This window comes from Halomonas sabkhae, from assembly GCF_030409265.1.
In the GTDB taxonomy this organism is placed as follows: Bacteria; Pseudomonadota; Gammaproteobacteria; order Pseudomonadales; family Halomonadaceae; genus Halomonas; species Halomonas halmophila.
This window is the reverse complement of record NZ_JAUFPM010000017.1, coordinates 382,855-397,053: the sequence shown is the minus strand read 5'-3', so window position 1 is coordinate 397,053 and position 14,199 is coordinate 382,855. Positions and strand designations below refer to the sequence as shown.

Here is a 14,199-nt window from a genome sequence, read left to right as displayed (position 1 = left end):
GCATTCTACCTCAGGGCAGGGTCGGGGCTGAAGGCAATCAGGCCGTGGGGTCGGGTGCTTCCCGGAGCTCGGCGTACAACTCCGGATAGGCCGCCTGCAGGCGCTCCAGTTCGGCCGCGGCACCCGCCGGCAGCGCCTCGGCCAGTTTGTCCAGGTCGTCGTCGTCGAAGTGCTCGCGAATCAACGGGAAGAGATGCTCGCGCTCGTTGCGCAGATAATGACGGTGGGCCTCGAGATAGCCCTTGAGGTCATCGGCGAAGGTGTCCATGGGGACCACCGCATCCATCAGGATCATGTCCAGGTCATTGGACAGGCGCTTGAGGCGTGCCTTGAGGGCACGATAATCCTTCGACAGGCTGTCGGTGACCTCCTCGCAGTGCGGGGCACGCTCGCGCAGCCGCTCGGAACAGATCTCCTCCAGCGGCAGGGTGAAGCCGGCCATGTAATCGAGAATATAATCCACCACCTCGCGTACGAGCTGGAAGTTGGGACGCTCACCGTCGGCCAGGGTCTTCTGCTTGATCTGCAGAACGTGCAACATGCGCGCCATGTTGGCATGATCCTGGCGCAGTTGGTTCAGCATAGGCATGGCGAAGGCCTCCTTTTGATTGGCCATGAATCGAAGGCACAAGGAATTGGACTGTACCTTACGGTCAGGGGTTCCCGATCGCCGAGATCCCAGGACGGGCAACGCCATATCAAGCTAGACCCTGGCAGCCAATCTTGCCCACTTTGACATATCATGTCCTTCAATCGGCCGCTCAAGGAGCTCGACATGGATCTGTTCCAGCAAGCCACCTCCGATCAGAACGCGCCCTTGGCCTGGCGCATGCGACCTCGACGGCTTGCCGACTATGTAGGCCAGCAGGCACTGGTCGGGCCGGAGAAACCCATACGTCGCATGGTCGAGACCGGTGTGGTGCGCTCGATGATCCTCTGGGGGCCACCGGGCACCGGCAAGACGACGCTGGCCGAGATTCTGGCGGAAGAATCCAATGCCCACCTCGAAAGGCTCTCGGCTGTGATGGCCGGTGTCAAGGACATCCGCGAAGCCGTGGAGCGCGCCCGTGCCGCCCAGGGCCAGGATCGCCATACCCTGCTGTTTCTCGACGAGATTCATCGCCTCAACAAGAGCCAGCAGGATGCCCTGCTGCCGCACGTGGAGTCCGGCCTGCTGATCCTGATCGGGGCCACCACCGAGAATCCTTCCTTCGAGGTCAACTCGGCGCTGCTTTCCCGCGCCCGGGTGCATGTCCTCAAGGCCCTGACCGATGACGACGTCGCCGAGGTGCTCAGACACGCCCTGGCCGACGCAGACCGTGGACTGGGCGGCCGGCACATTCAGGTCGATGACGAGATACTCCAGCTGCTGGCCAGGGCCGCGGCGGGGGATGCCAGACGCGCCCTGGGCCTGCTGGAAACGGCCTGCGACTTTACCGAACCCCACGGCGACGGCGAACGCCTGCCACGCGCCGCCCTGGAAGACGTCATCGGCCATCAGACCAGCGCCTTCGACAAGCAGGGCGACCACTTCTACGACCTGCTGTCGGCGATTCACAAATCGATACGCTCCTCACGCCCGGATGCCGCCCTGCTCTACATGGCGCGCTTCATCCAGGGCGGCGGCGACCCGCTGGACGTGATTCGCCGCCTGACCGCCATCGCCTCCGAGGACGTCGGCAATGCCGATCCCAAGGCCCTGCCGCTGACCATGGCCGCCTGGGACGCCTACCTGCGTCTGGGCGACTACGAGGGGCAGCGGGCCATTGCCCACGCCGCCACCCATCTGGCCGTGGCGCCCAAGAGCAACGCCGTCGACCAGGCCTGGAACCGCGCCAAGGCCTTTGCCGCCGCCCAGCCACGCCTCGAGGTGCCGACCTATCTGCGCAACGCGCCGACCAGCCTCATGGAGTCCCTGGGTCATGGTGAAGGCTATCGCTATGCCCACAACGAGCCCAACGGCTACCCTGCCGGCCGCGACCACGACTGCTGGCCACAGGACCTGCCCCGCGAGACCTTCTACCAGCCGACCGAATACGGCCAGGAGAAACGCTACCGGCAGATGCTCGACTGGCGGGCCAGCCTGGATGACGCCGCAGATCAGGCCTGAACATGGCTCAGCGAGGTGCCGTCAGGAACTGCCTGGCTCGTGCATCCTCGGTGTAGGCCACATTCAGGCGCAGCCAGGGAGTGTCCCCCTCCTCTGCCAGAAAGACATCGCCCGCCGACAGGCGAATGCCGAGCTGACGGGCGGCCTCCACCAGCAGGCGAGAGGAATGCACCCGGGGATGGCGTATCCACAGGAACATGCCGCCCTCCGGCACCGTATAGACCTCCCAGCCACCCTGCTCGAGCCAGCGCAGTGCCCGGGCCGACTGCTCACCGAGGCGCATGCGCAGGCGCTCCATCATCTTGCGATAGCCACCATTGCGCAGCAGGGTCGTCACCACCTGCTCGGCAAAGGGTGACGTGGCGATATGGCTGAGCATCTTCACGTCGACCAGTGAGCCGAGCAGCTCGGGCGCCGCGGCGATGTAGCCGACCCGCAGGGAGCACGACAGGCTCTTGGAAAAGCTGCCCACGTAGAGCACCCGATCGATGCCGTCCAGCGAAGCCAGTCGTGGCGTGGGATGGCGCTGAAAGTCCGCATAGATATCATCCTCGATGATTTGCATGTCGTGACGTTCCGCCAATTGCAGCACCCGATGGGCCACGGCAGGGCTCAGCGTGGACCCGGTGGGGTTGTGAAAGACGCTGTTGCAGTAGAAGGCCCTGGGGGCATGCGCTTCGATCATGGCCTCGAGGTGTTGCGTATCGGGCCCGTCGGCGTTACGTCGCACGCCAACGACCCGGACCCGGTTCAGGTGCAGCAGGCCGAACAGGTTGTAATAGCCCGGCGTCTCCACGAGTACCGTATCCCCGGGCCGAAACAGGCACCTGACAATGATATCCAGGGCCTGGGTGGCGCCGCCGGTCATGAGTAGCTGGTTGGCCTCGACATCGATCGCCAGCCCCCGCAGCCGCTCCTGCAACAGGGCGCGAAGTTCCGGGGCGCCGAGCGGCGTGCTGTAATCGAAGAGGCCACTGGCCGAGTGGCGGGTCACCTGGCGCACGGCATGTGCCAGGACCGCGTCGTCCCGCCATTCGATGGGCAGCCAGCCACACCCCAGCCGCAGGCCGTCGCCGGGGTCCTGGAAGAGGTCCCACATGGCGCTGGACACATCGGCCATGCCATCCCGCGCTCCCTGCTCATGGCGATCGACATCGCGTGCCGCCACGAAGAACCCGGCGCCCTGACGCGAACGTACCCTGCCCGTGGCCACCAGGCGCTCATAGGCTTCGATCACCACGTTGCGGCTCACGCCCAGCTCGGCGGAGAGCCGGCGAATCGACGGCAACCGGGTGCCCGGCGCCGAAGGTTGGCGGATGCCACTCTCGAGCTGCTCGACCAGCTGTTCCACCAGGGGAAGCTGATGATCGAGTTCAATCTGCCATTGCATGTCGACGCCCACTGTTACGGAAAAAGCCTGCACAGTTCCTGCAAAACTGTCAGGGATTGTACCTTACCCTGCGATACGGCCAGTGAGAGCCTTGCCTTTTCCACCCTGACCACGGAGCTTCGATGCGCTCTCCTGCTGCCTGGCAACTGGCGATCGCGCTGTGCGTGATCACCTCGGCCGTCAACCTTCAGGCCCCATACTATGCGGCGCTGGCCGCCCATGACGGGCTTGGCCACACGGCCACCACACTCGCCTTCGCCACCTATGTGCTGGGCATCCTGCCGGTGCTGATCATGTTCGGCGGGCTGCCCGAACGCACCGGGCCACGTCCCCTGATCCTGGCAGCACTCTGCCTGTGTGCAACGGCCACCGCCCTGACCTGGATCGCCCCCGGCATCATCAGCCTGGCAATAGCGCGCCTGGTGCTGGGCGTGGCGGCCGCCTTGACCTCCATTGCCACCCCGGGCTGGATGCTGACCATTGTCGGCGGCCGGGACAGCCGCCAGGCCACCACCTGGGTTACCGCCAGCACTTCCCTGGGATTCGGGCTGGGCGCTGCCCTGACCAGCCTGTGCCTGCTGCGCGCGCCGAGCCTGGCCCCTCCCAGTCTGCCCGGCTACCTGGTGGCCGCCCTGCTTGCCCTGTTGCTGGTCGTCTGCCTGGCACCACAGCGCCACGACAGCAGCACGCGCTCGCGCCTGTTACGGCTGCCGGCCTTCCCGCCCGGCAGTCTGCCCTTCAGCCTGGCGATACTGCTCGCCTGGGCCAGTGTGGGGCTGGTGATTGCGCTGTTTCCCGCCACCCTGGAGGGGCATGGCCTCTCGGCCTGGTCGGGATTCGCGACACTCGGCATCTGCAGTGGTGGTGTGCTGTTTCAGCCCCTGGCTCGACGCATGTCGGCAGCGGCCGCAGTACGGCTGGGCCTGCTGATTCTTCCCCTGGCCTATGCCCTGCTGGTCTGGGGAGCCCTGACGGCCAGCCTGTTGGTCATGCTGGCCGGTGCCCTGGCGGCGAGCAGTGCCTGTTATGGCTTCATCTACCTGGGTGGGCTCAGCGGTGTGCTGGATGCGGCCGACGGTCAGCATTCGCGAGCCAGTGCCGGCTTCTTCCTGATGGCCTACCTGGGTTTCAGCCTGCCGGTGGTGATCACCGGTCGGCTCATGGACGCGCTGGGCCATGGTCCCGCACTGCTCATCTTCGGTGGGGTCCTGCTGAGCGCAACCCTGCTGCTCAGGCGGCGCCTGGCGCATCGGCTGTGACGCTGGGGCCGGATACGACATCACCCCCGCCGGGCGCACTCGACGGGGGTGATGGGCCGGTGGTTACTGGTGCTGTCAGCGGGTCTGTTCGATCACGTCGGTGCCTTCGGGCAGCTCCAGGGAGAAGCGGGAGTCCGCGATCTCGGCATTCTGCTCGGCATTGTCGAACTCGATGGCGGTACGCTGACCGGTGCTGTCGGTCATCTCCAGTCGGCCCAGGGTTTCTCCGTAGAAGGTCATCTTCAGGGTTTCGAAGAGCGTATCCGAACTCTTGGGGGTCAGCGTGAAGGTCTCGGCCGTGCCCTGCTGTGAGCGAGTCACGTCATAGCTTTCGGTCAGCTCATCGGCACTGCCCGAGAGCAGCAACGCCGGGGTGTGGGTGACGCGCTCGTCCAGTGCCTGGACCGTGGCCTGCTCGAGGTCCGGGTCATAGAGGGTCACTTCCTCGCCGTCCGAGACCACGATCTGTTCATAGGGCGCATCGACTTCCCAGCGAAAGCGTCCCGGGCGCGCCAGCCACATCTGGCCGGTGGCTTCCTGAAGCCGCTGACCGCCGCTGTCGAGGATCTTCTGATCGAACTCGGCGGTGTAGGTCGTGAGTGGCTCGAGCATGCGGGTCAGCCGCTCGGCTCCCTCATTGGCAAGCGCTGTCAGTGGCGTGAGCGCCAGGAGGGCGCCGGCGACAAGGCTGGTCTTCCATTTCATGATATAGGCTCCCTGAGCAGATCCTGTTGGCATCCGTGTAAGGCTCGGACTCCAATCCTTCGGGCGAGTTGCCGACCCGCCCGAACTTGCATGCTGATTGCACGATCCGGTCGGTCAGTCTCCTGAAGGAGGCCCGGCCAGTACCTCACGTGCCCCGTTGCTGCCCATGGTGGAGACGACACCGGCGGCTTCCATGGCCTCGACCAGGCGGGCCGCCCGGTTGTAGCCGATCTTGAGGCGACGCTGGACCGCCGAGATCGACGCCCGGCGACTCTCGGTAACGAACTGCACGGCCTCATCATAGAGCGCGTCCTGTTCGGCATCGCCGTTATCGCCGCCCTCGGACTCCAGACCGGTCAGCGCATCCGCCGAGACCCCGCCGGACAGGATCTCCTCGATGTATTCCGGCTCGCCACGCCGCTTCCAGTCCTCGACGATGCGGTGCACTTCATCATCATCGACGAAGGCGGCGTGAACGCGCGTCGGCATGCCGGCACCGGCGGGCAGATAGAGCATGTCGCCATGCCCCAGCAGGTTCTCGGCGCCCCCCTGGTCGAGGATGGTGCGCGAGTCCACTCGCGAGGAGACCTGGAAGGCCATGCGCGTCGGGATATTGGCCTTGATCAGACCGGTCACCACGTCCACGGAAGGCCGCTGGGTGGCCAGAATCAGGTGAATACCGGCGGCACGTGCTTTCTGGGCCAGACGCGCAATCAGCTCCTCGACCTTCTTGCCGACGATCATGAACATGTCGGCGAACTCATCGATGACCACGACGATGTACGGCAGTTTTTCCAGCACCGGGGGATCCTGGTGCATCTCCCAGGGTTGCGGCTCCCAGAGGGGATCCGCCACCTGGGCGCCGGCCTGTTCGGCTTCGTCGAGTTTCTCGTTGAAGCCGGCGATGTTGCGCACGCCCATGGCCGCCATCAGCTTGTAGCGGCGTTCCATCTCGGCCACGCACCAGCGCAGGGCATTGGCGGCTTCCTTCATGTCGGTCACCACGGGCGCCAGCAGGTGCGGAATACCGTCGTACACGGACAGCTCCAGCATCTTGGGGTCGACCATGATCATGCGCACATCTTCGGGCTGAGCCTTGAGCAGCATGGACACCAGCATGGCATTGACCCCGACCGACTTGCCCGAACCGGTGGTGCCGGCCACCAGCAGGTGCGGCATCTTGCCCAGGTTGGCCACCACCGAACCACCGCCGATGTCCTGACCCAGCGCCAGCGTCAGCGCCGAGGCCTCGTTCTGGTAACGGTCGGAATCGATGACCTCGCGCAGGCGGATCATGGCGCGATGCGGATTGGGGATCTCGATACCCACCGTGGGTCGACCCGGGATGACCTCGACCACACGTACGCTCTTGACCATCAACGAGCGCGCCAGGTCCTTGGCCAGGTTGCTGATCTTGGAGACCTTGACCCCGGCCGCCGGCTTGATCTCGAAGCGCGTGATCACCGGCCCCGGCCAGGTATCGACGACCTCGGCCTTGACACCGTACTCGCGCAGACGGGTCTCGAGCAGCTCGGCCATGTCGGCCAGTTGCTCACTGGTGTAGTTGGGCTGATGCGGCTCGGGTGGCGTCAGCAGGCGCAGGCTGGGCAGCTCGCCATCGGGCTCGGAGAACTCCTCGTAGGACGGTCGCTGATTCTGCAGGTGCTCGACCGTCCACAACGCCGGGCCGGCACTCGACGCCGCGTCACGACCCTGCTCGGCCGTTGCCGTCTGAGAGGCAGCGTCATCCTGCATGCCGCTGGTGGCGTGTGGTGCAGCGGGCCGACCGGCGCCGGCCTCCCCTGCCGGCGTCGCGGCGTCTGCGCCCGGTGCGGTGCCGGCGTCATGCGCTCCCTGTTCCGAACGCCCTGTTCGGTGCTCGGTGGCGGCGCGGCCGGTGGCAGCGGGAGACGCTGACGACGTGGTGGCGCCGGGCATGACAGCCGGCAGGTCATCATCGTCGGGCAGAATCGGCTCGGGGACCACTTCCGGAACGCGACGTTCCTCGGGCTCCCAGGGCGCCGTGGCGCCGGCTTCGTGCTCGGCTGCCGGCGTTTCGCTGCCATCGCCCGGAGCCTCGCTGCTCCAGGGTGCTTGCTGATCCGACGCGGCGGGCGTCACGGCCGTCGTTTCACGCGGCTCGGCCGGCTGGTCGAAGCTGGCGGACGCCCGAGCGGCAGTCGTCTCGGGTTCTGATGGCCCGTCGGCCGCCTCCGGGGAGGCTTGGTCTGCAGCGGGCTGCTCGCCGAGCGACGACGCTGGCTGCGCCGTGCTCGGTTCATCCGCCTCAGGCGCCCGGGGCTCGGCCGGTTGCCGCGCATCAGCCGCCGGGGCCGCGGCTGTCTCGCTGGCAGTATCGCGTTCCTGTACACCCGTGCTGTGATCCGACGCGACGGCTTTAGACGCTGCCGCGTCCGCCTGAGGCCCGTTGGTATCCGCCGAGTCGGCGGCGCGGGCCGTTGCGGCCCCGGCATGCTCGGACGCGGTCGGCGCGGTCCCGCTGCCAGCCGGTGTGGCCGGCGTGTCGGCGGGCTCGCCGGCGGAGGTCCGGGCCGCGCCGGACGCCGCCTCGTCCCGGGTCGCGCTCAGCGACATGCCATGGCTCGCGGGCCCGGCGTCGTCGGAAGTGGCGGACATCGACAGCGTCGGCTCCTGTGGCTCCTGGGCCGTATAGGCCGCTTCCGGCCGCTTGGCCGATGGCGTGCGCTCGGGCACTTCCCAGGGAATATCGGTCTCGCCGTCATTGCCGAAACCGGGATCCCGCCGCCCCGCGGACGCCAGGACCGGTCCCCGGTCGGCACTCAGGCCCGGCACCAGACGGCGCCACCAGGCGCCACCCTGGGCGTCGGCGGCAGGCGCAGCTTCCGCCTGCGGGGTATCGGCGGGGGTCGGGTCGGCATCGGCCGCCCGGCGCGCGTCCGGGGCGTCGGCGTCACGCTCTTCCGCTTCGCGGCTCGGGGCGAAGCGCGCCACCAGCCACTGCCAGGCCGCCACGGCGCGCACCCCGACTTCATCCATGATGAACAGCCAGGAAAGCCCGGTGAACAGCGGCACGCCGCACAGGATCGCCGCCATGGCCAGCAGCGAGGTACCGCCGCTGCCCACCAGGGGCAGCAGCGCCCCGACCAGACCCTCGCCGAGGATGCCGCCGGCTGCGTAAGGCAGGGGGCTATCCGGACGATAGAAATGCAGCGCGCCCAGCGTCGTGGTGCCGAGCAACAGCAGCAGCAGGCCACCGCAACGCACCGCCAGCAGGGTGGCATCCCACTGGAAGGTGACCTGGCGCGAGCGAATCAGCCACCAGGCGGCAAATCCCAGCATGGCGGGCCACCAGAGGGCACTGGCGCCCAGCAGCGAATACAGTACGTCCGCCAGCCAGGCACCGATGGCGCCCATCCAGTTGCTGACTTGCGTCTCCGGGCCACTGCGCGACCAGCCAGGGTCCGCCGGGTCGAAGCTGAACAGGGCCAGCAGCAGAAACACACAGGCCGCCAGCAGCAGGATGATCACACCCTCACGCACCGATCCCTGCAGACGCAGGCCAAAGCGCCTGGCCGTTTCCTTGGCGTTCGCCGCACGACTCTGCGGCGTGGTCTTCTTCTTGGCAGTCAAGCGGGCATCCCCTTGCGCTCATGGCGTCTTCCAGATTCCATAGGGGCCAATCATACCGAGCCTGGCCGCACCGTCACAGGGGGCTTGCGACTTGAGTCGCGCTTTTCGTCGCGTCACACTGGCGAATTTACAACAGGAAAGATTGTCCATGCTGCCCTGGCTTCCCGAGCACCCCATTGGTTTTCCAGCGGTCGAGACGGCACTGGATGAGCCGGATGGCCTCCTGGCGGCCGGTGGCAATCTGACTCCGGACTGGTTGCTGGCGGCCTATCGACGCGGCATCTTTCCCTGGTACAGCGACGGCCAGCCGCTGCTGTGGTGGAGCCCGGACCCCCGCATGGTGCTCTTCCCCGAGCGCATCAGGGTGCGCCGCAGCCTGGCCAAGCGCCTGCGCAACGCCGGCTTCGACGTGACCGCCGATCGCGCTTTCAGAGACGTCATCGAGGCCTGTGCTGCCCCCCGTGATGGCGAGCCCGGCACCTGGATCACCGAGGCCATGCGTGACGCCTATTGCCGACTCCATGCCCTGGGGGCAGCCCATTCCATCGAGGTCTGGCACGACGCCCGGCTGGTGGGCGGGCTCTATGGTATCGCCCTGGGACCGGTGTTCTTCGGTGAGTCGATGTTCTCGCGCACCGCCGATGCCTCCAAGGTTGCCCTGGTGTCACTCGCCGGCGCCATGCAGCGTGGCGACGGTCGCCTCATCGACTGCCAGATGCACACGCCTCACCTGGCCAGTCTGGGCGCCGAGGACATCGCTCGATCGACATTCGTCAGCTATCTTGATCAGTGGCTGGACGCGAATCCCGGCGAGGCATCCGGGCAGCAGGCGGCCATGCCCGCTGCGTCCTGGTCCTTCGCGGAAATCGACGCCACCGGCTGATGGCGCCCGGGCCGACAGGAGACACTAGCGTTGAGCAGTAACTCACCCCGACAACCCGTGCGCGACCTGCGCTTCTATCTGACCGTGCCCCATGCCTGCAGTTATCTCGAGGGGCGCGAGGCCACGACGCTGTTTCTCGATCCCCAGCAGTCGCCCGGCGAGAGCGTCTATGACGCCCTGACCCTGCTCGGTTTTCGTCGCAGCGGCCAGCACCTCTACCGTCCGCACTGCGAGAACTGCAGCGCCTGTGTTTCGGTGCGCGTGCCGGTCGAGGAATTCTCCCCCAGCCGCACCCAGCGCAAGCTGAGAACGCGCAATGCCGATCTCAGCGAGCATGTGCGTCCGGCGACCTTCGATGCCGAACATTATTCGCTGTATGCGCATTACATCCGCACGCGACACCGCGATGGCGACATGTATCCGCCCAGCTATGACCAGTACCGCACCTTCCTCAACCTGGACCAGGACTATGCCAGATTGCTGGAACTGCGCCTGGGCGACCGCCTGCTGGCGGTATCGGCCTTCGACCAGCTGCAACACGGCCTGTCGGCGATCTACACCTTCTTCGACCCTGCCAGCCAGTTCGACCGCCGCTCGCTGGGCACCTATGCGGTGCTGTGCCTGATCGAACGCGCGCGTCGGCTGGGGCTGCCCCATGTGTACCTGGGGTACTGGATACAGGAATCCCGCAAGATGGCCTACAAGCAGAACTTCCGCCCTCTCGAGCGGCTGGATGGCAGGCATTGGCGACGCCTGATCGTCGATTGATGACGCGCATTTTTTGCCTTGACGGACGGCATGCGGCACAATATCGCGCTATCCTTTATCGGCATAGGCGACACCGAACGTGAATCGTGTCGCATTGTTTCGTCATCATCAGCGAGGAATTGCCTATATGGCACGCGAAGACCATATCGAAATGGAAGGCGTCGTCGTCGACACCCTCCCCAACACCACCTTCCGGGTCGAACTCGAGAACGGCCACGTGGTCACGGCCCACATCTCCGGCAAGATGCGCAAGAACTACATCCGCATCCTGACCGGGGACAAGGTCAAGGTCGAGTTGACACCCTATGACCTCTCCAAGGGCCGTATCGTCTACCGTTCCCGTTGAGGCCTGCCTGATTCACGGCCACCCGTCGCCCTGAATCAGTCGCTCCCCGAGGGCGCGTGCCCGACCCACCGAATGCGCCCTTCGGTCGGCAGCCCCTGCCGATCCGAAAGACGCCCCTGACTGACGGCTACCCGACCGACCAGACGCCCGACATGAAAAACGCCCCATCCGAAGACAGGGCGTAGCGTTCCGGTGCGATGGTCGGTGCCGGTTATCAGGGCGCGTCGGCCAGCTCCGATTCCGCGGCGAGATGCAGTTCGTCGCCCTCGACGCTGACATGCACCACCCCACCATGCTCGGCCAGATCGCCGAACAGGATCTTCTCTGCCAGCGGCTTCTTGAGATGCTCCTGGATCAGACGTGCCATGGGACGTGCACCCATGTCCGGGTCATAGCCACGCTTGGCCAGCCAGTCACGGGCCGCTTCATCCACATCCAGCTGGACTCGCTTCTCGTCCAGTTGCGCCTGCAGTTCGACCAGGAACTTGTCCACCACATTGCGCACCACGTCGACGGGCAGCGAATGGAACTGGATGATGCCGTCCAGACGGTTGCGGAACTCCGGCGTGAAGGTCTTGCGGATTTCCTCCAGGGCATCGGTGGAATGGTCCTGGGTCTGGAAGCCGATGGAACGACGCGTGGTCAACTCGACCCCGGCGTTGGAGGTCATGACCAGAATCACGTGCCGGAAGTCGGCCTCGCGACCATTGTTGTCGGTCAGCTTGCCGTGGTCCATGACCTGCAGCAGCAGGTTGAAGACTTCCGGGTGCGCCTTCTCGATCTCGTCGAGCAGCAGCACGCAGTGCGGCTGCTTGGTGATGGCCTCGGTCAGCAGGCCACCCTGGTCATAGCCGACATAGCCCGGCGGTGCGCCGATGAGTCGCGACACCGTATGACGCTCCATGTACTCGGACATGTCGAAGCGTACCAGGTCGATGCCCATGATATGCGACAGCTGACGCGCCACTTCGGTCTTGCCCACCCCGGTGGGGCCGGCGAACAGGAAGCTGCCGACCGGCTTGTCCGGCGACTTGAGTCCGGCCCGCGACAGCTTGATGGCGGCGGACAGGCTGTCGATGGCCTCGTCCTGGCCGAAGACCAGCATCTTCAGGTCGCGCTCGAGGTTCTCGAGCAGCTTGCGATCCGAGCTGGACACGCTCTTCGGCGGAATGCGCGCAATGGAGGCAACCACGGCCTCGACCTGGTCGACATCGATGTTGTCGACACGCACTTCGGCGGGCAGCAGGCGCTGATGGGCGCCGGCCTCGTCGATGACGTCGATGGCCTTGTCGGGCAGGAAGCGGTCGTTGATGTAGCGATCCGCCAGGCGCGCCGCCGTCTCCAGCGCTTCGTCGGTGTACTTGAGCTGGTGGTGCTCCTCGAAGCGGGCGCGCAGCCCCTTGAGGATCTTGATCGTATCGTCCACCGAGGGCGCCATGACATCGACCTTCTGGAAGCGACGCGCCAGCGCACGGTCCTTCTCGAAGATGCCGCGGAACTCCTGGAAGGTGGTCGAGCCGATGCAACGCAGCTCGCCGGAGGACAACAGCGGCTTGAGCAGGTTGGAGGCGTCCATGACGCCGCCCGAGGCCGCGCCCGCACCGATCACCGTATGAATCTCGTCGATGAAGAGGATGGAATTCGGCTGCTTGCGCAGCTCGGCCAGCAGCCCCTTCAGGCGCTTCTCGAAGTCGCCGCGATACTTGGTGCCGGCCAGCAGCGCGCCCATGTCCAGTGAGTAGACCACGGCATCCCCGATGACATCGGGGACATCCTCCTCGACGATGCGCTTGGCGAGGCCTTCGGCGATGGCCGTCTTGCCGACCCCGGCTTCGCCGACCAGCAGGGGGTTGTTCTTGCGCCGCCGGGCGAGGATCTGCACGACCCGCTCGAGCTCGTGGTCACGGCCGATCAGGGGATCGATCTTGCCGATCCGCGCCTGCTCGTTGAGGTCGGTCGCATAGCTGGCCAGCGGGCTGTTGCTGGAGTCGCTGCCGGCCTCTTCGGCTTCCTCGGCGTCGGAGGGCGAGGACGAGGAGCCATCATCATTGTGCCCGGAAACCTTGGAGATGCCATGGGCGATGTAGTTGACGGCGTCGACGCGCGCGACGTTCTGCTGCTTGAGGAAATAGACGGCCTGGCTTTCCTGTTCGGAAAAGATGGCCACCAGCACGTTGGCGCCGGTCACTTCACTCTTGCCGGAAGACTGCACATGGAAGACAGCGCGCTGCAGCACCCGCTGGAAGCCCAGCGTGGGTTGCGTCTCGCGGTCTCCCTGATCCTCGGGAATCAGCGGCGTGGTGGAATGGATGAAATCCTGGAGGTCCGTCCGCAGCTTGTCGATGTCGGCCCCACAGGCCTTGAGCACATCTGCCGCCGAGGCGTTATCCAGCAAGGCCAGCAGCAGGTGCTCCACGGTCATGAACTCGTGACGCTTGGAGCGCGCTACGGTAAAGGCCGTGTTGAGGGTCAGTTCAAGTTCTTTGCTCAGCATGGCAGTCCCCTTCTCGCCGCTTAGGGCTTGCGTCGGATCTATATCGGCCCGGCATCTTTAACAATCGGGTACAAATGACGGCATTGCAAGTCGCCTCACCAACGCAACTTCGCCATTCATTCCGGACAGAGGCCGCGATCAGTCATCCGCCGCCTCGATATCGCACAGCAATGGATGCTGGCACTCTCTTGCATATTCGTTGACGAGATGACTCTTGGTTTCCGCGACATCCCGGGTAAAGATACCGCAGGTTCCCTTGCCCTGGGTGTGTACCGCCAGCATGACCTGGACGGCACTTTCACTGTCCATGTAGAAAAAGGTCTGCAGCACCTCGACAACAAAGTCCATGGGGGTGAAGTCGTCGTTATGCAAGACCACCTTGTACATCGGTGGTCGAGCCAGCTGCGGCTCGGACGACTGAACGGCGACATCACCGTCATCCTGGTCAGGCTCCGGGGGGCGCGTCATGCCGGCATGCATCGCGGCCGACAGGCCACCTCGGGGTGTTGGTCGTATCTTGAACATAAACGTCACTATCGTGATGGACAAGCCGCACGGCGCCTGACTACTGCTTCAGACACCGCGCGGCTCGATCGGGTTCATCCTGAAGGCGACGGGATCACCCGCCGGCC

General features: G+C 65.6%; 11 protein-coding genes. 5 read left to right on the top strand and 6 right to left on the bottom strand.

Annotated features, from left to right (window positions below):
* Positions 1–37: 37 nt before the first annotated feature.
* Positions 38–583 (bottom strand): hemerythrin domain-containing protein, encoded by a 546-nt coding sequence (locus tag QWY79_RS12595; RefSeq protein ID WP_290273462.1) that lies wholly within the window; start codon positions 581–583, stop codon positions 38–40.
* Positions 584–775: 192 nt separating this feature from the next.
* On the opposite strand from QWY79_RS12595, the gene QWY79_RS12590 reads away from it, so the two are divergent.
* Positions 776–2,110, top strand: coding sequence for a replication-associated recombination protein A (locus QWY79_RS12590; RefSeq protein ID WP_290273459.1), 1,335 nt, complete (start codon positions 776–778; stop codon positions 2,108–2,110).
* Between the two features lie 7 nt (positions 2,111–2,117).
* On the opposite strand, the gene QWY79_RS12585 is transcribed toward QWY79_RS12590, so the two are convergent.
* Positions 2,118–3,500: an aminotransferase-like domain-containing protein gene (locus tag QWY79_RS12585; RefSeq protein ID WP_290273228.1), complete on the bottom strand. Its 1,383-nt coding sequence runs from the start codon at positions 3,498–3,500 to the stop codon at positions 2,118–2,120.
* A 122-nt stretch (positions 3,501–3,622) separates the two neighbouring features.
* On the opposite strand from QWY79_RS12585, the gene QWY79_RS12580 reads away from it, so the two are divergent.
* Complete coding sequence (locus QWY79_RS12580) at positions 3,623–4,759, top strand: MFS transporter (protein ID WP_290273225.1); 1,137 nt, start codon at positions 3,623–3,625, stop codon at positions 4,757–4,759.
* A gap of 75 nt (positions 4,760–4,834) precedes the next feature.
* Here QWY79_RS12580 and lolA read toward each other — a convergent pair whose 3' ends face one another.
* Together lolA and QWY79_RS12570 are read right to left on the bottom strand one after the other, a co-directional pair.
* Positions 4,835–5,464 carry an outer membrane lipoprotein periplasmic chaperone LolA gene (gene lolA, locus QWY79_RS12575; RefSeq protein WP_290273223.1) on the bottom strand — a complete coding sequence of 210 codons (630 nt, stop codon included), beginning with the start codon at positions 5,462–5,464 and terminating at the stop codon, positions 4,835–4,837.
* Positions 5,465–5,578: 114 nt separating this feature from the next.
* Positions 5,579–9,076 (bottom strand): DNA translocase FtsK 4TM domain-containing protein, encoded by a 3,498-nt coding sequence (locus QWY79_RS12570; protein ID WP_290273221.1) that lies wholly within the window; start codon positions 9,074–9,076, stop codon positions 5,579–5,581.
* Between the two features lie 148 nt (positions 9,077–9,224).
* Between QWY79_RS12570 and aat the strand changes: the two genes are divergently transcribed.
* From aat to infA, 3 genes are all read left to right on the top strand, one after another.
* A complete protein-coding gene (gene aat, locus QWY79_RS12565; RefSeq protein WP_290273218.1) occupies positions 9,225–9,959 on the top strand; it encodes a leucyl/phenylalanyl-tRNA--protein transferase in 735 nt (244 codons plus the stop codon).
* Between the two features lie 30 nt (positions 9,960–9,989).
* Positions 9,990–10,727 (top strand): arginyltransferase, encoded by a 738-nt coding sequence (locus tag QWY79_RS12560; RefSeq protein ID WP_290273216.1) that lies wholly within the window; start codon positions 9,990–9,992, stop codon positions 10,725–10,727.
* Positions 10,728–10,854: 127 nt separating this feature from the next.
* The gene (infA, locus tag QWY79_RS12555; protein WP_141317802.1) at positions 10,855–11,073 is read left to right on the top strand and encodes a translation initiation factor IF-1; all 219 of its coding nucleotides are present in this window, start codon (positions 10,855–10,857) and stop codon (positions 11,071–11,073) included.
* Between the two features lie 214 nt (positions 11,074–11,287).
* Here the strand turns inward: infA and clpA are convergent, their stop codons facing one another.
* Positions 11,288–13,567 (bottom strand): ATP-dependent Clp protease ATP-binding subunit ClpA, encoded by a 2,280-nt coding sequence (gene clpA, locus QWY79_RS12550; RefSeq protein WP_290273213.1) that lies wholly within the window; start codon positions 13,565–13,567, stop codon positions 11,288–11,290.
* A 138-nt stretch (positions 13,568–13,705) separates the two neighbouring features.
* The gene (gene clpS / locus QWY79_RS12545) at positions 13,706–14,035 is read right to left on the bottom strand and encodes an ATP-dependent Clp protease adapter ClpS (protein WP_290273211.1); all 330 of its coding nucleotides are present in this window, start codon (positions 14,033–14,035) and stop codon (positions 13,706–13,708) included.
* Positions 14,036–14,199 lie beyond the last annotated feature (164 nt).

Coding starts and splice junctions, on each gene's coding strand:
- QWY79_RS12595 (WP_290273462.1), bottom strand. CDS start 583: ATGCTGAACCAACTGCGCCAGGATCATGCCAACATGGCGCGCATGTTG.
- QWY79_RS12590 (WP_290273459.1), top strand. CDS start 776: ATGGATCTGTTCCAGCAAGCCACCTCCGATCAGAACGCGCCCTTGGCC.
- QWY79_RS12585 (WP_290273228.1), bottom strand. CDS start 3,500: ATGCAATGGCAGATTGAACTCGATCATCAGCTTCCCCTGGTGGAACAG.
- QWY79_RS12580 (WP_290273225.1), top strand. CDS start 3,623: ATGCGCTCTCCTGCTGCCTGGCAACTGGCGATCGCGCTGTGCGTGATC.
- lolA (WP_290273223.1), bottom strand. CDS start 5,464: ATGAAATGGAAGACCAGCCTTGTCGCCGGCGCCCTCCTGGCGCTCACG.
- aat (WP_290273218.1), top strand. CDS start 9,225: ATGCTGCCCTGGCTTCCCGAGCACCCCATTGGTTTTCCAGCGGTCGAG.
- infA (WP_141317802.1), top strand. CDS start 10,855: ATGGCACGCGAAGACCATATCGAAATGGAAGGCGTCGTCGTCGACACC.
- clpA (WP_290273213.1), bottom strand. CDS start 13,567: ATGCTGAGCAAAGAACTTGAACTGACCCTCAACACGGCCTTTACCGTA.
- clpS (WP_290273211.1), bottom strand. CDS start 14,035: ATGACGCGCCCCCCGGAGCCTGACCAGGATGACGGTGATGTCGCCGTT.